Origin of the sequence: Bacillus sp. FSL R5-0585, from assembly GCF_038004545.1 — a bacterium.
GTDB lineage: Bacteria > Bacillota > Bacilli > Bacillales > Bacillaceae_G > Bacillus_A > Bacillus_A cereus.
Window position 1 is genome coordinate 3,295,004 of sequence record NZ_JBBORJ010000001.1, and the last position, 21,170, is coordinate 3,316,173.

Sequence of the window (21,170 nt, forward strand, 5' to 3'; positions counted from 1 at the left end):
ACTATACGCGTAATAAACTCTTTGTAACCGCAATAATATGCTGCATTCTCATAAAATCTAAATGCAATACTTCTTTCCCGCGTTCCGTAATGACATACACTTTTCTTCGTTTATCTTCACTTTTTACCGATTCAATTAACCCTTGTTTTAATAAATTTTCAACCGCACCATACAATGTACCCGCTGCGATTTTCACTTGATGATTACTCAGTTCCTCCACCTTTTGCATAATTAAATATCCATGAGCTGGCTCTAATAAAGCTAAAAGAACGTAATACGTTGTTTCCGTTAATGGTAAATTTTTATCTCTATTCATAAAGACCTCCAATGTAACGATAAATATATAGTTAGACTGTATAGTTTAACTATATATAGTTAGACTGTATAGTTTAACTATATATAGTTAGACTGTATATGTCAAATGTAGGAATAACTTTATAACCCAAAACAAAAACGCTACCTTTTTAAAAGATAGCGTTTTTGTTTTACCCTTGCTTATTCTTCGCCTTCATTTGCTCTTCATAAACAAACTTCGCGGTCATAAAGTCGTTAGAAAAATCTTTCAATGCATTCTTCATTACATTTAATTCTTCTTGTGATTTAATTTCAATACTGTTTAAGAAATCAAATGCTTTTGATTGTTCCTCCGCAACAAAGTTTTGTGTCATATAATCATCTTGGAAGTCTTTCTTCGCCTTTTCTTTTACTTTATTCATTGCCTCTGTTTTGTTTATGCTTTTCATTGGATTTTCGAATGCTCCAGTAGGTTGTTCTGGTTTTGGCTCTTCTTTCTTTTCCGGCTGTTGCGCTGGTGCTGGTTGTTGTGGTTCCTGCTTTGGTTGTTCTTGTTGAACCGGCTGCTGCGCTACTTGTTGCTCTTTTTTCGCTAACTCATCTTTTAACTTCTTCACTTGCTCATCAAGAGATTTTTTTTCAGTTTCTAACACACTCATATCACTTTTCAACTTTTGCGTTTCTTCAAAATGTTCATCTACTAATTTATTATATTCTTTCTCAGAGTACATTTTTTCACTAGTTGATGTCGTTTTCTCTTTCATAACAACTACATTAATAATTACAAATAAGGCTACAATTCCTATTAACGCACCGAAAATCTTCTTTTTGTTCATGATTAATCCTCCAAAATGTAAAATTTCAAAAATTATCATAACAGACCAATTCGCGTTCCCCTGTCATATTTTGTCGAATTAATACAATAAAAAAAAAAGCATCTGAAACAGATGCTTTTTCTCATTCTTAATACGTAAACGTAATTGTTACTAAAGAATACCCTTCTTTCGCATTGTAAGGCTCCGCTTTATAAGAAACTCGATTTGCCCCTTGCGGATAATCGATTTCGCCAATTGCCTTCTTCACATCTTGCAGTGCACCATTCATTGATTGCTTGTATAGCACTTCAATTTTCTCTGGTTTTGCACTATAGCGTTGCTGCATTTTATTTTTTAATTCGGTATAGTTATTTGCGATATATTCATTTCCTAAATAGTTTAACTTTGTATCTTTTAATATTTGTTGATATGCAGGCGTTTTTGTACTACCTGCCGCAATTTTGTTTGTCAGTGTACTATAATAATTCGTTGTAGCTTGCGGGTAGTCTCCGCGGTTCCACTCATGATTTCTTGCGATTTGTTCATCTGATAAATTGAAATACGAATACGTGACGCGGCCCTGCTCATCTGGAACCGGATCATCGAATGTTGTATCAAGGTGATACCATTTGTTTTCGATTTTCACTAAATTCCAAGCATGAGGTTGTCCGTCCCCAGTTCCTGTCACAAAATGATTTTCAATTCCTGCTTCTTTTAATAATTGATAAGTTAATAGTGCGTAACCTTGGCAAACCGCAGAACGATTTACAAGTGCTTCATATGCTGTGTAAGCTTTATAAGACGTATCATAAGAAACATGCTTTACTACGTAATCATGAATCGCCTTCACTTTTTCGTGATCATCCATTCCAACTTGAGTAATAGAAGAAACGATTGCTTTCGCTTGTTTCATGACATATTCCGTCTGTTCTTTCGTTTCACGATATGTAATCTTAAGCGTAAACGTATAATTTCCAGGTGATCCAGAAAGTCCATATGAAACATTCGATCTATTATTATTTGTATACTCATTTTTACTTGCAACTTCTTTATATGCGTTAAAAAGTGTATTCATCACTTCTTCTGTATTATTATTTTTCGTTTTATATGGAAGTGTAATATTTGTCTCGTATGTATTAATACGCTTTTGTACTTCCTCTTTAAAAGCTGTTAATAATGCCGCATCTCCTGTGTCTTTCACATCGGCATTTTTATATTTCAAAGTTTTATATAAAAACTGCGCATACTGTTCACGTGTTACTGTGCCATACGGTTCAAAATTCCCGTTCCCTGTGCCATCTGCGATTCCATTTGACTGCACCGCACTAATTGCATTTTCTGCCCAAAATGGATTTGGAACATCCTTAAAGGTATGTTTTTGTTTTGCCGCAAGATGGAAAGCATTTGTAAGAATTTGTGCCATTTCCGCACGACTCACAGAAGCTTTCGGTCTAAATTGGCCATTTTCATCACCTTTAAAAACTCCTAAATTCGTTAAAGTTAATACCTCTTCTGGGAACATTGTAGAACTTTGATTAATATCACCGTAAGGATTTTTAAACGTAGATCCATCCTTTAATACGTAACGAGTTCCATCATTACTAAACGAACCGCCTTGTTTATTCGGTACTAACACTCGATAAATTAAAGCCGCAACTTGCTCCCTTGTCGCAACATCTCCAAAACCAAATATCCCATTTCCATAACCGGAAATAATATTCTTACTCGCTAAATCTTTAATTGCAGGATATGACCAATGTGATGTCGGCACATCAGAAAAAACACCCACTTCAGCAGCTTTTACATCGCTGCCATTTGTATATAACAACGCACCACCAATCAGTGATAATGATGTAATTGATTTTAATAGTTTTGTGTACATAATGTCTTCTCCCAATACGTTCTCTATTTTTGTTGGTTTATGTCGAAAAATCTAAAAATATGACAAAATATATTATACAATTAAAAGTTTTCAAGGGATATATTGAATTTTAAAATATGCAAAAATTCATATTAATATATTTTTCCGTATTAATATTATGTTGTTTTGCTTGTGAATATATATAAGTAGTCAAGTCAACACAAATAATAAAAAGACAGCTATCCATAGATAACTGTCTTTTTATTGAATCCAATTTAATTATTTTGAAAATCTAGCATACCCCAAGAAGTGCTTTTGTGTGTATGAACTATTTATCTTACTTTTAATTACACCTGTTGTTTCATCAGCAGCATGAATATATTCACCATTCCCTAAATATATTCCTAAATGAGAAGGACCCGCTTTATATGTATTCTGTAAGAATACTAAATCTCCTGGTTGAGGATCACTTATTTTTGTAACCATTCCCCAGTATCCTGCAACACTTGTTCTCACAATGTTATATCCATTATTTTTAAATACGTAATAAATAAAGCCACTACAATCAAATCCATTTGGTCCTGTCCCAGCTTCAACATACGGCTTTCCAAGTTGTTTTAAAGCTAAATCAATTACTCCAGAAGAACCAGAATCTGTTTGGTTTAGGTTCATCCACTTGTCGCCTTCCCATGTTTTAATCTTCAACCATCCACTAGTTGTCCCATCTATTACTCTAAAATTCTGCGGACTATATAATGCTCCAGCGTTTGCTTTGCCTGAACTAAATGAAGGCTCGTTATACGCATAGAATGCTTTTTCTATGAACCTTTCTTCTCCATCTAGATTCAGCCATTTCTCGCCTTCCCATGTTTTAACCTTTAACCATCCATTAGGTGTCCCATCCACAACTCTAAAATTCTGCGGATTATATAATGCTCCAGCGTTTGCTTTTCCTGCATTAAATGAAGCTTCGTTATACGCATAGAATGCTTTGTTTATGAATCTTTCTTCTCCATCTGGATTGATCCACTTATAACCTTCATAAGTACTTACCTTCATCCAGCCATTTTCTTTTTTTTCTACTACTCCCCAATTTTGTGGGTTAAATGGTGCTCCATAATTTGCTTTCTTTGCATTAAATGAAGGCTCATTATATGCATAAATCGTTTTGTTGACGGTAATTTGTTCAGCCGCAGGATTCATCCATTTTTCGCCTTCCCACGTCTTAAATTTAAGCCAACCATCTGTTGTTCCATCTACTATTCTAAATGTTTGTCGCCCGTACTTCGCTCCAGCATTCGCAACCTTTGATGAGAGAGAAGGTTCATCATATGCATAGAAATCTCCCATGACACGTTCTTCCCCATTCAAGTTAATCCAAACTGGACCTTCCCATGTTTCAATCTTCCACCAGCCATTATCTCTTTTTTCCATGACTCCTACATTTTGAGCACCATACTCTGATCCGCCATTTGTTTTAGCTGAATTAAAAGATGGTTCTTTATACCCATAGAATGATTGATTCACGTATTCTGAACTATTAGCAGCGTGAGTTACCATACTGAATGTCGAGATAGATAGAATAAAAAACAATAAGATTCCTATACTTTTCTTAAACATAAAAATATCCTCCCTTTTATTTTGTCTAATATATAATTTTCGAAGCAAAGAATAGATATATCCTATTTCATTATTTTAATTCTCACTTTTTTACGTCCCCATTCACGTGCTTGCTTTTCTGTAGGAAACAGAACATCAATTTTATTGCCTTTAATAGCCCCACCTGTATCTCCAGCAATTGCATCACCGTATCCTTCAACCCAAACTTTCGTTCCTAGTTTAATAACTTTAGGATCTACTGCAATTAACTTGATGTTAGGATTTTTTCCTATGTCTATTCCAGACGCCGTAATCCTTTCATTTGGTGGACTACCTTCTACACTATATGCAGTAGCTTCCACGTAGAATTCTACGCCTGTATCTTCCGCATTTAAATTCATCCACTTGTCGCCTTCCCATGTTTTAATCTTCAACCACCCACTAGTTGTCCCATCTACAACTCTAAAATTCTGCGGACTATATAATGCTCCAGCGTTTGCTTTGCCTGAGCTAAATGAAGGCTCGTTATACGCATAGAATGATTTGTTTATGAATCTTTCTTCTCCATCTAGATTCAGCCATTTCTCGCCTTCCCATGTTTTAACCTTCAACCATCCACTAGGTGTTCCATCCACAACTCTAAAATTTTGTGGACTATATAATGCTCCAGCGTTTGCTTTAGCTGCATTAAATGAAGCTTCGTTATACGCATAGAATGATTTGTTTATGAACCTTTCTTCTCCATCTGGATTGATCCACTTATAACCTTCATAAGTACTTACTTTCATCCAGCCATTTTCTTTTTTTTCTACTACTCCCCAATTTTGCGGGTTAAATGGTGCTTCATAATTTGCTTTCTGTGCATTAAATGAAGGTTCATTATACGCATAGATTGTTTTGTTGACAGTAATTTGTTCAGCCGTAGGATTCATCCACTTGTCGCCTTCCCACGTCTTAAATTTTAGCCAACCATCTGTTGTTCCATCTACTATTCTAAATGTTTGTCGCCCGTACTTCGCTCCAGCATTCGCAACCTTTGATGAGAAAGAAGGTTCATCATATGCATAGAAATCTCCCATGACACGTTCTTCCCCATTTAAGTTAATCCAAACTGGACCTTCCCATGTTTCAATCTTCCACCAACCATTATCTCTTTTTTCCACGACTCCTACATTTTGAGCACCATACTCTGATCCGCCATTTGTTTTAACTGAATTAAAAGATGGCTCCTTATACCCATAGAATGATTGATTCACATATTCTGAACTACTAGCAGCGTGAGTTACTATACTAAATGTAGAAATAGATAAAATGAAAATTAATAGCAATGATACGCCTTTTTTAAACATATAAACTTTTCACCTCTTCCTTTTTTTAACAGTATATTACCATAAGTACATTAACATAAATTTCTTTATTTATCTATAATTTACTATATTAATTGGTAAACAATTTAGATTATTATATTTCTTTTAAACCCTCTCTATTCAAGGCATAATTGGGTTCAATGTAATATGAAATACAAGATATGCAATATTGCATATCTTGTATTTTTTATATTAAATTATTAATCTATTCCTTTCTTATACAAAAGTATCTAATTTTTGCTAGTTTCTCTTCTTTTTAAAATAACTATTTAGAGATAGTTTTATTAAATTTTTCACTACTAGCCACAAAAATATCTTATAATCTTTATATAATAAATTAATGTATTAGGGGTAGATAAAATGCCAGTTACACTCGAACTTATTCTTTTCATTCTTATAGCAATTAGTGCTGTTGGCTATTTAATAAAAGAATTTCAAAAAACTAGGAAACGAACACTTGGAATTTCACTAGAATTTTTAGTTCTTTTCTGGTCAATATGGAGAATATCAACTCTCATAATCTAATTTATAAAACATGAATTCCTTTGAATGAAGTGAAACTCTAATCAGTGGGGGTTTTACGGGATAAATTTACCAGTATTTTCACCACAACATTCATGTTAGAATCCCTTGTGAGTACGACATAACTCGACCTTATGAAGCTCCGCAGCTTTTATCGCGGAGCTTTTTTTATTTAAATTAACGCTTTTGTTCACTTTTTTGATACATTTACGAAACATTCATATGTTACGTTATACAAGTCCTTTTTTAAATCATATTCATTCTAGCAAAAAGTCCTAGTCCCCCTAGGACTTTTTGCATTCAAATAATGAGTTGTCTTTTTTCTCAATAACCGAAACTATTTAACATGGTAAAATAATAATTGGACTGGCATCCAATACCATATTACAATGGAGCAAATCGCAAGAAGGCACCTTAGGGTGTCTTTTTTATAGAGAATCAGTTTAAAAACTAAAAATAAAAGAACCTCAATAAATGAGGTTCAAAAAATCTACTATTTTAAATTACCTTCGTAAAAAGCAACTCCATTTTGAACATGTTTTAAATACCACGTAATCGTCCCGCCACAAACATTTTCATTAAAACTATTAGCATATACTCCATTTGAGTAATAAAGAGTTCTTTTGAATTTACCATTAGAATACTCATAAGGAATTGAGCATGTTGCTTGCTTCGGAGAGCTCACAGCTTTTTGTGTATCAGCTGAAGCTGCACCAATTCCTCCTGTTAATGCAATACCTGTTGCTAACGCTCCTACTACTAATTTCTTGAACATAATAAATCCCCCTTTAATAGTTTTTATAGATTACAACTTAAATGTATCACTTTTGTAATTTATGTAAATATCTTGAATATGTAGAAATATTTATTTAATTATTGGTAATATTAGGATTTTATTTTATCAAATGGAAAATAGAGGGATTAGAGAAGCATGTGAAAATACAGATAGGTTTATATTAAATGAACGTGGTTCAAGTCGGCGAAAGGCACCTTTTGGTGTCTTTTTTGTACATAAAAAATCTCACCATCTTATAGAAACGATAAGCCCTTTAAAACAATAATTGCAACTATATTAACTTTACATTACATTAAGGTTAGAGAATGTTCTTATATTAATAAAGTGCTAAATAGTAGGTGGCAAAATGGAATTTAACGATTTGGGTATTACCATTAAAGAACTTAGAATCAAAAAAAATATATCACAATCCGAATTATGTCATGGAATATGTTCACAAAGTCAAATTAGCAAGATTGAAAAAGGTATGATTTATCCATCTAGTATATTGTTATATCAATTATCAGAAAGACTTGGTATTGATCCGAATAACATATTTGCACTAACTCAAAACAAAAGATTAAAATATGTAGAAAATGTAAAATACGTAATAAAAGATTGCTTAAAGCAAAAACAATATAAAGAACTTTATGAAATAGTAAAAAAAGAGAAAAACTTAAATAATTTTCAAACAAAAGATGAGAAACAATTCCTAATATGGCATGAAGCAATTGCTGTATTTATGGTGGATAAATCAATAAAAACTGCTTTAGATTTTTTAAATAATGCATTAAAACTGACTTTAACTAATTCTGATTTTTTATCAGAAAGAGAAATAGATATTATGCAAACAATGGCTATATTTTATGCAGAAAATAAAGAATATGAAAAAAGTATTAATATATTCAAAAGATGTTTAACTAATTTTAATAAATTAGATTTTCCTAGAGATAAAGAAATTAAATTAAAACTCATGTTAAATTTAGCAAAATGTTTCGACTTCACATATCAATATGAAGAGGCAATAAAGTACATTGATAAGGGCATCAAATTAGCAATTAATCTACATACTTTATACCTACTAGGTGAACTATTCTATTTAAAAGGTCAGTGTTTATTAAAAATGAAACAACATAATGTAGAAGATGTTATTTATAACTGGAAAAAAGCATTATTTATATTTGAACTAACAGAAAAAGAATATTATACAAAAGTGATACCAGATGAACTTATTGAATTACAAAATAAAAAACACTCATAATTTCATAAAAACTACTTACAAATCCTACAAAAAAATCTCTATAGCTTTTAAACTTAGATCGATAATATTAAAATAATTTAAGCCGGCAGAAGGCACCTTTAGGTGTCTTTTCTTTATTTTTACAAGGACCTGCTCAATTAATTTTTAAAAACATAATAGGGAATATTGTTTTATTTATCTCATTTTCATTCATGCTATATATAAAATTCGTTAATAAACCCACCTCAAATACTAGCTCCTTTTATAAGCCGTTTTTTTGATGTAGATGACATTATTCTCAATACAATAGAATGAATTATGGGAACATACTTAGCAATATATATCAAAAAATAATATTAAGAAAATCCCTCCATCTTAAGGTAGAAGGGATCTTCTAATTTCTATTTCAAACTACTCGAAATTTCCGTAAAGGTACCCTAAGCGCATGTGTATCTGGATATCCTAAACTTCTTTCACCAACTACCACTCCTCTGCCGAACGATCTTTCACCGATAGATTGTATGCCGTGAAGTGCTACTTGTAACATTTCAATTCAGATATACGACAGTAAAGAATACATCATCACGGTGTCAGCAAGCAAAAGTGTATTCTGCATTTCTGAAAACAGTAGATGGCAGATTGTGACCTACTGAATCTGCTAAGAAAGAATATACAAGAACATCCTTAACATCCTCTTTATTTCCACTAATGATGACATCAAGGAAATCTTCTACTTGAAACTCTGGAGTAAACAACACAATCTTAGTTGTTCTGTTTGGTTCTAAAGAAACAAAAGTACGAGAGATTTCAACTAATTCATTTTGAGTTGGGAAAAAGGTGTTTCGACTTCTCTTAACAGTTACCGTTACATTACTAGTATGGCAGCGTGAATCATTGTTTAACATAATGTTGAGAGCAGTTGGAATAATCCCATTTTCAGAAACTGGAACTCGAAACACTCCAGTAGATTTATGAGCCATATAATCAGATCCTTCCAAAATAAAATATATTTACAATATATTAGATGCAAAAAACGTTCATTTTGATATGGACAAATTATATGATTAATATATCTATAATAACCCTCGGTATTACTAAGCCAATGTTTTTAAAGATTAACAAATATCGCGAGAACCAATCGAATGTATATGAAAAGTAAAAAGAATAAGATGTCTAAAAGATCCCCTATTTTGAGCCAATAATGAGACATTATGTTAATCTTATATGTATAGTTGCACAAAATTGAGAAACTTAAGGAGACAGATAAATTTTATGAGAAAATTATCTATATTACTTACTTTCATTCTAGTATTAGTCAGTATTACGGCTGCTTGCACACAAGATAAAACAGATAGTGCCGTTGAAAATGGTCCAATAGAAGAACCAACCGCAAAAAATGAAAATGAAGAATTAATAAATTTTGAAGAAAAAGAAGAGATAAGCCGCTTGGAACAAGGTATTTTATTAGTTGGTGAGAGTGTTAAGGGAGGCTATTACTTAACCGCTGTTCAAAGTGCATATTTAAATGCTAGCAACGATTCCGTCATTGTTAATGTCTCTGTAAAAAATGTACGAGGTCAAACGATTGGATTATCAGAATTAAAATATAACTTAAAAGATGAAAAAGACGGAAAGATCTATAAAGGAAAGGTGCTTGATCAAAACCCTTCTGATATACAAGTTAAACCAAATGAAACGTTAGAATTGAAAATAGCTTTTGAAGTACCACGTACCGCAGATGAATATATGTTTTATATTGAAAGCTCTTTAGACCCTCTACAAACATACTGGAAAATTGATAAGCTGCAATCACAAACAAACTAAGTCTAAAATAAGCAAAAAACAATGAAAAATTTAATATATATACAAATGAATACTATATAAACGTAAGACCATCGATTTAATGAATCGTTGGTCTTTTTCAAAAAATGCCCCATTAAAAACTAAGAGATAAAAAAGAACTAATCTCTAGAAGAGATTAGCTCAATATATCCAAAGCTATTATGGTACATAGTTTTATGAGCAAACGTTATATAGTGTTGTATGGGATACATAACCTGTCATCCCTTTATATGTAACTTTTAACCACTGTTTAGAATTACTGTAATGACCTTGAACATATTCACCAGTTACCCATGTTCCAGTAATTTTCGTACCATCATTAAATGTATGTAAGACAGGTGAATTGACAGTATAACCACTGCGCATCTTTGCACCATATACACCTACCGTACCTCCCTTTGCACAAGCCGCTACTACTGTTTCATTTTCAGTAGTATTCGTAGCCGCGAAAGCAGAGCCGTTAAATGTAAATAAAGTAAATATAAAAGCTGTTAGTACTGTACAAATAGATAAACGACGTAACAAAATAAATTCCCCCTTTTTTCTAATTTACTTCTTCACAAATGATTATCTTAAATATTCTAACTATTTTCAATATATTAATGTTGAGAAAAATTAGTTGTATTTTTGAAATAAGATTTTATCAAAAATAGTAACAAACTCATATTTTACAGGGAGAGCACCGAAAGAAGTCTTCTACATATCAACTATATAAAAATCCCTCCACCTTAAGGCAGAGGGACTTTCCAATTACTATCTCAAACTACCCGCAATCTTCGTAAAGATAACCCCAAGTGCATGTGCACCTGCATCTGGATATCCTAAGCTTCTTTCGCCAACTGTACCAGCGCGGCCCATGCGAGCTACGATTTCTTTCGTATACTCTGCGCCTTTAACTGCTGCTTCTGCTCCTTTTTCAAAGGCAGTTTTTACGTCTACTTCGTTTGAGGCGCTAGCTAACCAAGAATCTACACATGGAGCAAGTGCGTCAACTAATGTTTTGTCACCAACTACCGCTCCTCTGCCAAATGATCTTTCACCGATAGATTGTATGCCTTGCAGTGCTGCTTGCAGTATTTCAGCGAATTCTTTCACTGTTAGCTCACGTTTTTCGCCCGCTGCTTTACTAGCTGCGCGGAATGCTCCGCCCCAAATTGGACCAGATGCGCCGCCGCAATGTTCCATAATAATCATGGAGCAACCGTCAAGGAATGATCCGATCGTTACGTTTTCTTGTTCTACAATAGAATGCCACTCACGTTTTAATTGCTTAAATCCTTTTGCAACACTCATTCCGAAGTCGCCGTCACCTGCATGTGTATCTAACTCACAAAACGGTACTTCATTTTTAATAATAATATCGCTCATTTTATCAACGAGATAAATCATGTTGTTTAATGTAATGACATTATCTTTAATAACAGCGTGCTCTTCCGCAGTTTCTAGTTCAAAAGAAACTTCCTTCTCTTCTGCCTCTTCAAGTACATTCACGTACTCTACACTTTCAACTGGTCCATCTACTTTAAACGCTGGTGTATTACATTCTTTTGATAGTAATGTTTTTAGCTCTTCATCTAACTTCATTACCGTTAAAGACATACCAGCCATATCAATACTTGTCATATAGTTACCGACGAATACTCTATTAATTTTAATGTTTCTTGCAGCTAGTTCTCTCGTAACTGCGTTGTTAAATAAGTAAAGTTCTTGCAGTGGTGTTCCGCCAAAACCGTTAACTAGAAGCGCAATTTCTTCTCCATCTTTTACTCCTAAATCTTTTACAAGATCATTTGTCATACGGTTCGCTAGTTCATCTGCTGACAGCATTTTTTCACGCTTAATTCCTGGTTCGCCGTGAATACCTACACCGTATTCCATTTCATCTTCCGCAAGTGTGAAAGTAGGTGATCCACTCGCTGGAACTGTACAAGACGTTAACGCTAAACCGATTGTGCGCACGTTAGCCGCTGCTTTTTCTGCTACAGCTTTCACCGCTCCTAAATCCATACCTGCTTCCGCTGCTGCGCCGGCAATTTTATGAACTAAAATAACTCCCGCAACGCCGCGGCGTCCTACTGTGTACAGGCTATCTTCTACCGCAATATCATCGTCCACCTTTACGTAGTCGACTTCAATTCCATCTTCCGTCGCTAAATGCGCACCGTTTTTGAAATTCATAATATCGCCGCTATAATTTTTAATAATTAATAACGTACCTTTTTTACTAGCTGTCTCTTTAATCGCTTGGTATACCTGAATTTGTGAAGGTGACGCAAACACATCTCCGCACACTGCCGCATCTAACATTCCTTTTCCGACTAATCCTGCATGTGCCGGCTCGTGACCACTACCGCCTCCACTAATTAACGTTACTTTATTTTCGTTCATTTCTTTCTTCTTAATCACTTTATATTTTTTCAAAAGCTCAAGCTCTGGATGAGCCATAACCATTCCATTGCACATTTCCATTACTAATGTTTCTGGTTTGTTTATAATCTTTTTCATTGTAGTTCTCCCTCAATTCCTTTAATATATTGTGATATATTTGAAATCTTCTTCTTACTACTCATGTTAAAATGAAAGCGTTTTATAGTAAACGGACAAAATGGACAATCTGTCTAAAGACACCGCTCTCATTTATAGATAGGATTTTCATATTAATAACATTCTAGGGATGATTGAGATGACCTCTTCTATAATTTCTAAAAAGATAATCGCGAACTCATTGAAATATTTAATGGAAACAGAGTCGTTTCATAAAATATCAGTGAGCGATATTATGTTACACTGTCAAATGCGTAGGCAAACTTTTTATTATCATTTTAAAGATAAATTTGAACTACTAAGCTGGATTTATAGAGAAGAAACGAAAGAAAATATTATAGACTTTCTCGATTATGAAACATGGGAAAACATTTTCGATTTATTATTTGATTACTTTTATGAAAATCAAAAATTTTACCGAAATGCTTTTAAAGTCATTGAGCAAAACTCGTTTAATCACTATTTATTTGAGCATACGAAAAACTTATATATGAAGATTATCGATGAACTATCTGTGAGCTGTGGATTCAGCCTTTCTGATGAGACAAAAAATACGATTGCCTCCTTTTATAGTCACGGCTTCGTTGGAACGATAAAAGATTGGATTGAAAGCAAGTGCGAAGTAGATCCATCCGTTATGTCTTCTCTTATGAAAAATATGATAAACAATCAATTACTACTATTACTTGAGCAATCAGCAAAGTAATTAAAGGGTGGCAAAAGCAATGAAAAAGATTATGAATGATGTACAAAATATCGTTCAAGATATGCTGCACGGCTTTTATTTTGAACATAATGACAAAGTAAATTACGACGAAACAAATAACATCATTTATGTAAAAAATATCGAAAAACTGGAGCAAGACGTCGCTATTGTAAGCGGCGGTGGTAGCGGACATGAACCTGCTGATATTGGTTATGTAGGAAAAGGTATGCTTACAGCGGCAGTAAACGGCAGTATTTTCACTCCGCCTACAGTGGAACAAATTGTAGCGGCAACTCGCCTCATACCAAAAGATAAAAGTATACTATTCATCATCAAAAACTTTAAAGATGACGTAGAAAACTTTCTAGCAGCAAAGCAAATTGCTCAAGAAGAAGGAAGAAAAGTTGACCATATCATCGTAAATGACGATGTTTCAATTGAAGATGATGCTTCTTTTAATAAAAGAAGACGCGGCGTAGCTGGCACTGTTTTCGTCCAAAAAATATTAGGTGCGGCCGCTGAGAGTGGACATTCTTTAGAAGAACTAACAACACTTGGCCACTCTATAACTGAAAACTTACACACATTAGGAGTTGCCCTTTCCCCTGCCAACGATCCAGTGAAAGGAAAAGCTTCATTCACATTAAATGACGATGAAGTGTTTTATGGCGTCGGCATCCATGGCGAAAAAGGTTACCGTAAAGAAGCACTATCCTCTTCTGAAATATTAGCGATCGAACTAATGAACAAACTAAAAAGCATTTATCGCTGGAGAAAAGGAGACAACTTCGCTATCCTCATTAATGGACTCGGCGCAACTCCATTAATGGAACAATACATTTTCGCAAACGACATTCGCCGTTTGTGTGAACTTGAAGGATTGCAAGTGGCATTCGTAAAGATTGGTACGCTGTTAACTTCTTTAGATATGAAGGGTGTTTCGCTTAGTTTGCTTAAAGTAGAGGAGTTGGATTGGGTGAATTGGTTAAAGGCGGATACTCGAGTGGGTAGTTGGTAAGTAAAAATTATGATGATAAAAGCCTTTAACTATAACAAGTTAAAGGCTTTTTACAAATTGAAATATCGTACGAGCGTTAAAAAAATTCGTAATCACCTCACTGAATGATGACAGGTCTTCCAAATAAAGCTGGATGATAAATTAACATCGCCCCTACAAATGAACACACTAAACAAAAAATAGCCTCGTATTTTATAACTAGAGAAGAGTTTGTATCCAGCTTTTTTTCCTCTCTTTTATATATCATTTTAAATAATGCTTTATATAATAAATACCCAATAATCGCCCCGAGGGTGTTCGTAAATACATCATCAATATCTGTAATTCTATTATTTAGTAATTGATTTAACTCAATAGCCAATGAAAAAAAGAATCCCGCGCATACCGTGTTTTTCATTTTTCTAAACTGAGGCCAAATAGTCGGTAATAAAAAACCTAATGGCATAAACAGTACAATGTTCAAAAGATACGTAGTACTACCTGCCGTATCAAATAGAGTCAAGTTGATTTGACTTACACGAATCCACGTTTCATATCTACTTATATCCCATACAGTCGCGATTTGCGTCACCTTATACACTAGCGAAAGATAGAACAGAAAAACATACACCCACAAAAAATGCAGAATAGATATAGTTCTTTTCGCTTTAAAATAAAATCCAATTTGAAACACAACACAAAACATAATAGTAAAAAAATAAGTATACAAATAACTCATCAAAACTCCTGTATGCATGTGGAATCCCCTAACTTTACATTTTCATCTATTATTTAGAACATAGTTTAAGAATCGGTACTTTGTTCATATATTTAATCTTCTACTTTGTCTTCGAATATAGGGAATATATTAAAAATAAAAAATCCCCACTTCTTCATTTTCAGTCTCCTCCTTGATGTAACTTGTTTATAGGATAGGAAAAACTTTTAAAATAAAAAGTGGGGTAAATATAAAATTTTTCTTAAATCTTATGTTGGGTTTTATTATTACCAATCCGCTATTCGTTGTTAGGCAACAGTATGCTTAAACTTAGTTTTCACTTTACTCCTTCTCATCCCTCATACTGTAATACCCTAAATTAATAATAACCAAGAAATACCCACTCATAATTCCAGCAGCAAATGTCCACATGAATTCATGATGTTCAATTTCATACATAATAATTGCGCCGAGAATTGCGGCTGCGAACCGGTTCATCATTCCGAGCATTGGTGCTTTTTCTTTTTTTACAATGCTATCTCCGAACTTTTCAATACGTCTTCCTAAAATCCAGGCGCAGTACATACTTACTAAAAGGCCAATGCTTATCCCTACGAACTGTGCTGAAAAAGGTGTCACAAGCCATCCCAATAACATTACGCCTAGCAAACAATACATTTGTATGTTGAATGATCTTAATGCCATACGAACCATGTTATTCTCCTTTATCTTTCTCATTGTAATTCCGTATCATCAATCCACTCTTCCAGGCTTCAAGCTTTCAGCTATATCTTTTTTAAAATGAGGGAATTTGATTTTGCTTACCATTAAATAAGCGAGTACGCATGTACCAAACGCCACGGAAACTGGATTCTTTAAAAAACATAAAATGAGGAGACACATTGCCGCGAATGGAATGGGCATGCCGATAAAGGTTGGGAGTTTGCTTTGCTGTGTGTTAAATCTCGCAAGCCGAAGCATTCCGCAAATACTGTAAGCGAGCGCGCATATCATCCCGATAGACTGCAAATCTTTTAACGAGGCATTATATGCAAGAATAGATGGTGCCACACCAAAAGTAACTAAATCGGCAAATGAGTCCAACTCTCCACCAATTTCTGAAACAGAATCAAGTTTCCGAGCGATCATGCCATCTAAAAAGTCAAACAACATACCCGTAATAATAAAAACTGCTCCCAAATAAATATCGTGAACGAAAACAGCGTAAATAGCTAAAAGTCCACATACAAAATTTGCTATCGTAATCATATTTGGTATGTAACTCATAACACGCTTCTCCTCCTTTCTACTAATTGCTTCATCTACGTTCTTACTCATTACAATTAAAATCCTTCTGTTTTTCTTCCAATATCACTTTATTTATTTTCGTTAACGTCTCGGTCATTTGCTCAAGGGCATTTATATCGATTTTAGAAAAATATTTCTCAATTAATACATCATCTAACTCAGACAACCGCTCTATATACTTACTACCGTTTGGACCAAGTGTAAGAAAATACTCCCGTTTATTATTAGGGTTTACTTGTTTTGAAATCATCTTCTGTTTCTCCAATTTAGATAAAACTTGGCTAACGGCACTTTTGGATACATTAAAGGTAGTCGCAATGTGATTTGCTGTCGTGTTTTCATTTAAATTAATATGAAATAGCATGCTCTCTTGCTGTCCTGTAAGACCGAACTCATCTTTTAACTCCTGGAATAGTAAAATGTAGAATTCATTATAAGCTCGGTTCATTTCATTAATTACTTCTTTATACGTTCTAGTCATAGCGTTATTCCTCCATGCTTTTATTCCGTTCCGTTTGATAGTTAAGTTTACTTAACTTAACTATAGTATACCGTTATCTTCGTGTAAAGAGAAACATAACGCTACACTTTACTCACAATGATACAAAAAAGAAGACACTCTTCTAAAACAAGTTAAGTCCCTTCTTCCTCACTGCTTCCTTCATCCAAATACCCAATTAATCGTTCTGAATAATCAAAAAGAAAATCAATCAAATTCCATATAGACCCATTACTGGTTAAAATGTTATAATGGAATCACCCTACATAGTTACTCATAGCCAGACTGAGGAACTAGCGTCTTATTAAGTAATGCGCATAACTAAAATAAAAAAGACACTTTACGGTGTCTTTTTTATTTATATTCATTGCAATTATCTCTTTTATAAACAAACTCTATCAAACAGTAAAGGAGACTAACAGATGGAACATCCTGTTGCAAGAGAATTACGTTTTATACGGGTATGTCTTATCATTTTGATTATTGTCATTGCATTCTGGGATCGTGAGAAAACTGTGGAAATTACTGATCACGGTAGCGATCCTATCTTAAACACCAGCAATATGACCCAAGTTGGTGAGAATACATTTGCATACAAAGACGAATCGAATCAAATTAAAATATTTAAGTTTAATCCAGATACAAATGAAATAAAATTAATAAAAGAGTTTTATGCTAACGAATATTAATTACATGAATTAAATAATTCAAATCTGTAGAAGACACTTTAAAGTGTCTTTTCTTTATGAACTACAAAGTATGAGGCCCCAAGCCATTAGCTGCAATTGCGACTAAGGCTTTTACTATATAAAAAATAAAACATAGTAAGAATAGAATACTCACTTAAATTATTTTTCACTTCACAAACTACATCCAAAAAGTTGGATAACTTCTTTTACTACTCATGTTATTGATGAATAAAGCAATAACTACAATAACTACGGAGCCAATTAAAACTGGTGTTACTAAATAACTCCAACTATTTGCCCCTAAAATAACGATAATCGGATCGGCGCCTGCCGGAGGGTGCGTCGTTCTCGTTAACATCATAACGGCTATTGCCATCCCCACCGCTAAAGCAATTGTCCAATATTCATTCCCAAACAAATGATATATTGATAGACCAATGAAAGTTGAAATCAAATGTCCTCCAATAATATTACGCGGCTGAGATAATGGCGCATTCCAAACTCCAAACGCTAATACACAACTCGCACCAAATGGAGCCATTAATAATTCTGTAGAGGTTATGCTCGTTAAATATGTTAAGGTAAGAATTGTTAAAAATCCCCCTAATAGTCCCGTTAAAGAGTCCTTTACATTTACTTGTAATGGACTTCTTCCTTTCCCTTTCATTTTTGTAAAATATCGTACACTTATTGGTTGAGGGTCTTTTTGCTTAGTTGCTGTTATATTATTCATCGTTCTCCTCCTTTATTTACCAACCATTATAACTCGGCAATAACTAACCTGTAAATATTAATTTTAGGGGTTAGTTAGAGAATACAAAAAAAGAATCAACTATTATAAGTTGATTCTCTAAACTTCCTCAAATTTTCGATCCTGAAATTTTGCTACCTTTTTCCGGTTCCCACATATTTTCATAGAACACCATTTTCGTTTCCCACTCTTATCTATAAATAATAAAACACATTCAGGATTTGAACACCTTTTAAGGGAAATCAGCTTATTTTCTGCTATTAACGTTAAAGCATCAAATGCAATTAACGATGCGAGTACATCCTCGATTTCTCCAACCGGGATAGATACTAGCTGTTGTTCAATGATTTTATATGTAAATGGTGCCTTCTCAATTTGTTTTTCTAAATACATAATAAAATCATTAGAAATTTTTTGCTGATCAGCAATTGCCTCAAACTGTTTTCTCAGTACTTCTCTTACCTCTAATATACTAGATGTAACTTGATTGGTGCGCTCTTGAATCCTTATAAATGTTTTTTCATTCCAAAAAGGAAGATTAACCTTTATTACATGTAGCCATTCTAATACATCTTCATTTGTTATTAATAAATCATAACGTTGTCCACGCCTAACTAGCTCTGTATTTACTAAATCTAATGAGAGATTTCCAGATATAAGCGGGAATTGTTTTTTGTCCTGCATGTACTCATCACCTTCTCTTTAAATAATCATATTCCAAATTAATACAGCAGTGCAACTTTTTTATAAACTACAAAGTATGAAGATCAAAGCCTTTAGACATAATTACGACTAAAGGCTTTTTGTAGATAAGTAAATGAAAAGGAGATAATTTTATGGAACATAATAAAAATGGAGTGCTTGCTTTAATTGTTTTATTTGTAGGACTAGCATTTTTTGTTATCGGTATGGTTTATCATTTATGGGGAACGGTTTAAAAATAAATAATAATTCATTTAAGAAAAAGTACTCGTATGAGTACTTTTTTAAATGTCATATAAAAACATTCTAAACTTACTTACATGCATACAATTATAGTTATATAATTGGGAAGGTTGTAAATTATCAATCTATATCTATATTGATTAGGAAAGGAGCTAAAAATGTTAGAAATCATTTTTGTTGCTGTATTACTTTTATCTAGTATCATTCCCATCTTTATCAAAAGGGGGTTGACGAAAAAAAATGGAGTCCTTTTACTAATAAATTATGCATTATTATTTGCCACCATCATTGTAATTGGTGCAAACTGGCGTATGATTCCCGCCTATTTCTTATTGTTCGTTTTAACATTACAAGTTTTTTTGAAACCAAAAACTACAGCCGTTTCTAAAAAGTTAGTGATGAAAGTTTTAAAAGGTTTAGGAATTATCGTAACTGCTATCGCAATGTTTACATTACCTTTACTTTTTCCGATCATAACACTCCCGGAGCCTACTGGAAAATATACAGTAGGAACGAAAGCTTTTCATTTAATTGATACAAATCGAAAAGAAACAACTGTACCAAATAGTCAGGGAAATCGTGAGTTAATGATACAAGTATACTATCCTGCCGCAAAAGGATCAGGGAAGCCTTCTGTCTATTTTGAGAACATAAACGAACTGGCCGAACAATTGGCAGTAACAAACGGTGCTCCGTATATCGTAACGACACATTTAGGGCTGACAAAAACACATTCTTATCAAAATGCTAAGCCACTTCAAGCTAAAGAAAAATTCCCCCTCCTTTTATTCGGCCATGGGATGGGATTATATGGTCAACAAAATACATTCCAGTTAGAGGAATTAGCTAGTCAAGGCTATGTAGTAATCGCTCTTAATTTCACAGGATATGCAGCAACAACGATTTTCCCTAATGGAAACCGTGTAGACTCTATACCAATTGAATATACACCTACCGCCTTAAATACCATAGTTCAAAAATGGGAACAGGATACTACTTTTGTTTTAAATGAAGTAATAGAAGGCAATTTCGATAAAAGTTTTAAAACTATTGCAGACTTAATTGACTATGACAAAATTGGAATGTTCGGTCACTCTTTTGGTGGAGCAACTGCCGCACAAATGTTAGTGAAGGATACGCGTATTAAAGCTGCAATTGATATGGATGGCGGATTATATGGCGATCCACTACCTAAAGACGGTCCTCAAAAACCATTCATGTTGATGAATGCTGAAGCTACGATTCATTTTATGAAAGAGGCTGAGAATCCAAAGACAACCGGAATCCAAAATGAATTATTGGAAATAGTCTATTCAAGAAATAAAGCTATTGAAAAACCGGGCGTGTACACAGTGGTAATTCCAAAAACAAACCATACTAGTTTTACAGATTTAGCAGCATTTTCACCTATTATTAATGAACCTGGCGAAGATGTAGCCACAAACTATAAACTGATTAATAAACTAGTAACTAACTTTTTCGATCAAACTTTAAAAGGCAAAAGCGAAAATCATTTAGAAGAAATTCAGAAACAATACCCTGAACTTCCTCTCATTAAACACAAATAACTATTTTCCTAGTTATGTAACCCCTCCTTATGCTTGAGGGGTTTCTACTTTAACACAATTATAAAAAAGGCCTCATTACTGGGGCTCTCAAAAAATAATACGAATAAATGAATTAAAACAAATAATAGAT

Annotated in this window: 21 protein-coding genes and 1 pseudogene; 6 read left to right on the plus strand and 16 right to left on the minus strand. The window is 33.6% G+C overall.

Translation table 11 applies throughout. The features are described from left to right. Position 1 precedes the first annotated feature (1 nt). From MKY38_RS16945 to MKY38_RS16970, 6 genes are all read right to left on the minus strand, one after another. Positions 2-316 carry a PadR family transcriptional regulator gene (locus tag MKY38_RS16945; RefSeq protein WP_017673390.1) on the minus strand — a complete coding sequence of 105 codons (315 nt, stop codon included), beginning with the start codon at positions 314-316 and terminating at the stop codon, positions 2-4. Between the two features lie 169 nt (positions 317-485). Next, positions 486-1,130 carry a hypothetical protein gene (locus tag MKY38_RS16950; protein WP_001035208.1) on the minus strand — a complete coding sequence of 215 codons (645 nt, stop codon included), beginning with the start codon at positions 1,128-1,130 and terminating at the stop codon, positions 486-488. 127 nt (positions 1,131-1,257) lie between these two features. Continuing rightward, a complete protein-coding gene (locus MKY38_RS16955; RefSeq protein ID WP_017673389.1) occupies positions 1,258-2,991 on the minus strand; it encodes an S-layer homology domain-containing protein in 1,734 nt (577 codons plus the stop codon). Between the two features lie 258 nt (positions 2,992-3,249). Continuing rightward, positions 3,250-4,590: a C40 family peptidase gene (locus MKY38_RS16960; RefSeq protein WP_065223404.1), complete on the minus strand. Its 1,341-nt coding sequence runs from the start codon at positions 4,588-4,590 to the stop codon at positions 3,250-3,252. 62 nt (positions 4,591-4,652) lie between these two features. Next, positions 4,653-5,918 carry a 3D domain-containing protein gene (locus MKY38_RS16965; RefSeq protein WP_061113028.1) on the minus strand — a complete coding sequence of 422 codons (1,266 nt, stop codon included), beginning with the start codon at positions 5,916-5,918 and terminating at the stop codon, positions 4,653-4,655. 1,033 nt (positions 5,919-6,951) lie between these two features. After that, entirely contained in the window at positions 6,952-7,233 is a 282-nt protein-coding gene (locus tag MKY38_RS16970; RefSeq protein ID WP_000473814.1) for an LCI fold-containing protein, read from the minus strand. Between the two features lie 367 nt (positions 7,234-7,600). On the opposite strand from MKY38_RS16970, the gene MKY38_RS16975 reads away from it, so the two are divergent. Then, the gene (locus tag MKY38_RS16975) at positions 7,601-8,494 is read left to right on the plus strand and encodes a helix-turn-helix domain-containing protein (protein ID WP_078439229.1); all 894 of its coding nucleotides are present in this window, start codon (positions 7,601-7,603) and stop codon (positions 8,492-8,494) included. Between the two features lie 442 nt (positions 8,495-8,936). Here MKY38_RS16975 and MKY38_RS29335 read toward each other — a convergent pair. After that, a pseudogene (locus tag MKY38_RS29335) lies at positions 8,937-9,023 on the minus strand (dihydroxyacetone kinase, ATP-dependent); the annotation flags it as partial. A gap of 40 nt (positions 9,024-9,063) precedes the next feature. Next, positions 9,064-9,453 carry a hypothetical protein gene (locus MKY38_RS16985; protein ID WP_000940662.1) on the minus strand — a complete coding sequence of 130 codons (390 nt, stop codon included), beginning with the start codon at positions 9,451-9,453 and terminating at the stop codon, positions 9,064-9,066. A gap of 292 nt (positions 9,454-9,745) precedes the next feature. Between MKY38_RS16985 and MKY38_RS16990 the strand changes: the two genes are divergently transcribed. Beyond that, positions 9,746-10,297, plus strand: coding sequence for a DUF4352 domain-containing protein (locus tag MKY38_RS16990; RefSeq protein ID WP_065223406.1), 552 nt, complete (start codon positions 9,746-9,748; stop codon positions 10,295-10,297). Between the two features lie 192 nt (positions 10,298-10,489). Here MKY38_RS16990 and MKY38_RS16995 read toward each other — a convergent pair whose 3' ends face one another. Further along, a complete protein-coding gene (locus MKY38_RS16995; RefSeq protein ID WP_065223407.1) occupies positions 10,490-10,840 on the minus strand; it encodes an SH3 domain-containing protein in 351 nt (116 codons plus the stop codon). 228 nt (positions 10,841-11,068) lie between these two features. After that, a complete protein-coding gene (gene dhaK / locus MKY38_RS17000) occupies positions 11,069-12,820 on the minus strand; it encodes a dihydroxyacetone kinase subunit DhaK (protein ID WP_341049204.1) in 1,752 nt (583 codons plus the stop codon). A gap of 178 nt (positions 12,821-12,998) precedes the next feature. Between dhaK and dhaS the strand changes: the two genes are divergently transcribed. Together dhaS and dhaQ are read left to right on the plus strand one after the other, a co-directional pair. Next, positions 12,999-13,565 carry a dihydroxyacetone kinase transcriptional activator DhaS gene (gene dhaS / locus MKY38_RS17005; RefSeq protein WP_078385069.1) on the plus strand — a complete coding sequence of 189 codons (567 nt, stop codon included), beginning with the start codon at positions 12,999-13,001 and terminating at the stop codon, positions 13,563-13,565. 19 nt (positions 13,566-13,584) lie between these two features. Next, positions 13,585-14,583, plus strand: coding sequence for a DhaKLM operon coactivator DhaQ (gene dhaQ, locus MKY38_RS17010; protein ID WP_070179794.1), 999 nt, complete (start codon positions 13,585-13,587; stop codon positions 14,581-14,583). A gap of 97 nt (positions 14,584-14,680) precedes the next feature. On the opposite strand, the gene MKY38_RS17015 is transcribed toward dhaQ, so the two are convergent. The 4 genes from MKY38_RS17015 to MKY38_RS17030 all read right to left on the minus strand — a co-directional run bounded on the left by MKY38_RS17015 (position 14,681) and on the right by MKY38_RS17030 (position 17,069). Further along, a complete protein-coding gene (locus tag MKY38_RS17015; RefSeq protein WP_078385070.1) occupies positions 14,681-15,319 on the minus strand; it encodes a VanZ family protein in 639 nt (212 codons plus the stop codon). Between the two features lie 303 nt (positions 15,320-15,622). Beyond that, complete coding sequence (locus MKY38_RS17020; RefSeq protein WP_065223412.1) at positions 15,623-15,994, minus strand: ATP synthase subunit I; 372 nt, start codon at positions 15,992-15,994, stop codon at positions 15,623-15,625. Between the two features lie 39 nt (positions 15,995-16,033). Further along, on the minus strand, positions 16,034-16,567 hold the full coding sequence (pssA, locus tag MKY38_RS17025; RefSeq protein WP_065223421.1) for a CDP-diacylglycerol--serine O-phosphatidyltransferase: 534 nt from the start codon (positions 16,565-16,567) through the stop codon (positions 16,034-16,036). A gap of 43 nt (positions 16,568-16,610) precedes the next feature. After that, positions 16,611-17,069: a MarR family winged helix-turn-helix transcriptional regulator gene (locus tag MKY38_RS17030; RefSeq protein WP_341049208.1), complete on the minus strand. Its 459-nt coding sequence runs from the start codon at positions 17,067-17,069 to the stop codon at positions 16,611-16,613. Positions 17,070-17,509: 440 nt separating this feature from the next. Between MKY38_RS17030 and MKY38_RS17035 the strand changes: the two genes are divergently transcribed. Beyond that, a complete protein-coding gene (locus MKY38_RS17035; protein WP_000400965.1) occupies positions 17,510-17,776 on the plus strand; it encodes a YmzC family protein in 267 nt (88 codons plus the stop codon). A 178-nt stretch (positions 17,777-17,954) separates the two neighbouring features. Here the strand turns inward: MKY38_RS17035 and MKY38_RS17040 are convergent, their stop codons facing one another. Together MKY38_RS17040 and MKY38_RS17045 are read right to left on the minus strand one after the other, a co-directional pair. Continuing rightward, on the minus strand, positions 17,955-18,509 hold the full coding sequence (locus tag MKY38_RS17040; RefSeq protein WP_001059994.1) for an HPP family protein: 555 nt from the start codon (positions 18,507-18,509) through the stop codon (positions 17,955-17,957). A 117-nt stretch (positions 18,510-18,626) separates the two neighbouring features. Next, the gene (locus tag MKY38_RS17045; RefSeq protein WP_070179790.1) at positions 18,627-19,211 is read right to left on the minus strand and encodes a CGNR zinc finger domain-containing protein; all 585 of its coding nucleotides are present in this window, start codon (positions 19,209-19,211) and stop codon (positions 18,627-18,629) included. A gap of 419 nt (positions 19,212-19,630) precedes the next feature. Between MKY38_RS17045 and MKY38_RS17050 the strand changes: the two genes are divergently transcribed. Continuing rightward, positions 19,631-21,040: an alpha/beta hydrolase family protein gene (locus MKY38_RS17050; protein ID WP_341049212.1), complete on the plus strand. Its 1,410-nt coding sequence runs from the start codon at positions 19,631-19,633 to the stop codon at positions 21,038-21,040. The last annotated feature ends 130 nt before the right edge of the window (positions 21,041-21,170 follow it).

What these genes read in the sequence shown, in the direction of transcription:
- dhaS (WP_078385069.1), top strand. Translation starts at nt 12,999, where the DNA reads ATGACCTCTTCTATAATTTCTAAAAAGATAATCGCGAACTCATTGAAA.
- MKY38_RS17040 (WP_001059994.1), bottom strand. Translation starts at nt 18,509, where the DNA reads ATGAATAATATAACAGCAACTAAGCAAAAAGACCCTCAACCAATAAGT.
- MKY38_RS16970 (WP_000473814.1), bottom strand. Translation starts at nt 7,233, where the DNA reads ATGTTCAAGAAATTAGTAGTAGGAGCGTTAGCAACAGGTATTGCATTA.
- MKY38_RS16945 (WP_017673390.1), bottom strand. Translation starts at nt 316, where the DNA reads ATGAATAGAGATAAAAATTTACCATTAACGGAAACAACGTATTACGTT.
- MKY38_RS17015 (WP_078385070.1), bottom strand. Translation starts at nt 15,319, where the DNA reads ATGCATACAGGAGTTTTGATGAGTTATTTGTATACTTATTTTTTTACT.
- MKY38_RS17045 (WP_070179790.1), bottom strand. Translation starts at nt 19,211, where the DNA reads ATGCAGGACAAAAAACAATTCCCGCTTATATCTGGAAATCTCTCATTA.
- MKY38_RS17020 (WP_065223412.1), bottom strand. Translation starts at nt 15,994, where the DNA reads ATGGTTCGTATGGCATTAAGATCATTCAACATACAAATGTATTGTTTG.
- MKY38_RS17030 (WP_341049208.1), bottom strand. Translation starts at nt 17,069, where the DNA reads ATGACTAGAACGTATAAAGAAGTAATTAATGAAATGAACCGAGCTTAT.
- MKY38_RS16990 (WP_065223406.1), top strand. Translation starts at nt 9,746, where the DNA reads ATGAGAAAATTATCTATATTACTTACTTTCATTCTAGTATTAGTCAGT.
- dhaK (WP_341049204.1), bottom strand. Translation starts at nt 12,820, where the DNA reads ATGAAAAAGATTATAAACAAACCAGAAACATTAGTAATGGAAATGTGC.
- MKY38_RS17035 (WP_000400965.1), top strand. Translation starts at nt 17,510, where the DNA reads ATGGAACATCCTGTTGCAAGAGAATTACGTTTTATACGGGTATGTCTT.
- MKY38_RS16965 (WP_061113028.1), bottom strand. Translation starts at nt 5,918, where the DNA reads ATGTTTAAAAAAGGCGTATCATTGCTATTAATTTTCATTTTATCTATT.
- dhaQ (WP_070179794.1), top strand. Translation starts at nt 13,585, where the DNA reads ATGAAAAAGATTATGAATGATGTACAAAATATCGTTCAAGATATGCTG.
- MKY38_RS16955 (WP_017673389.1), bottom strand. Translation starts at nt 2,991, where the DNA reads ATGTACACAAAACTATTAAAATCAATTACATCATTATCACTGATTGGT.
- MKY38_RS17050 (WP_341049212.1), top strand. Translation starts at nt 19,631, where the DNA reads ATGTTAGAAATCATTTTTGTTGCTGTATTACTTTTATCTAGTATCATT.
- MKY38_RS16985 (WP_000940662.1), bottom strand. Translation starts at nt 9,453, where the DNA reads ATGGCTCATAAATCTACTGGAGTGTTTCGAGTTCCAGTTTCTGAAAAT.
- MKY38_RS16950 (WP_001035208.1), bottom strand. Translation starts at nt 1,130, where the DNA reads ATGAACAAAAAGAAGATTTTCGGTGCGTTAATAGGAATTGTAGCCTTA.
- pssA (WP_065223421.1), bottom strand. Translation starts at nt 16,567, where the DNA reads ATGAGTTACATACCAAATATGATTACGATAGCAAATTTTGTATGTGGA.
- MKY38_RS16975 (WP_078439229.1), top strand. Translation starts at nt 7,601, where the DNA reads ATGGAATTTAACGATTTGGGTATTACCATTAAAGAACTTAGAATCAAA.
- MKY38_RS16960 (WP_065223404.1), bottom strand. Translation starts at nt 4,590, where the DNA reads ATGTTTAAGAAAAGTATAGGAATCTTATTGTTTTTTATTCTATCTATC.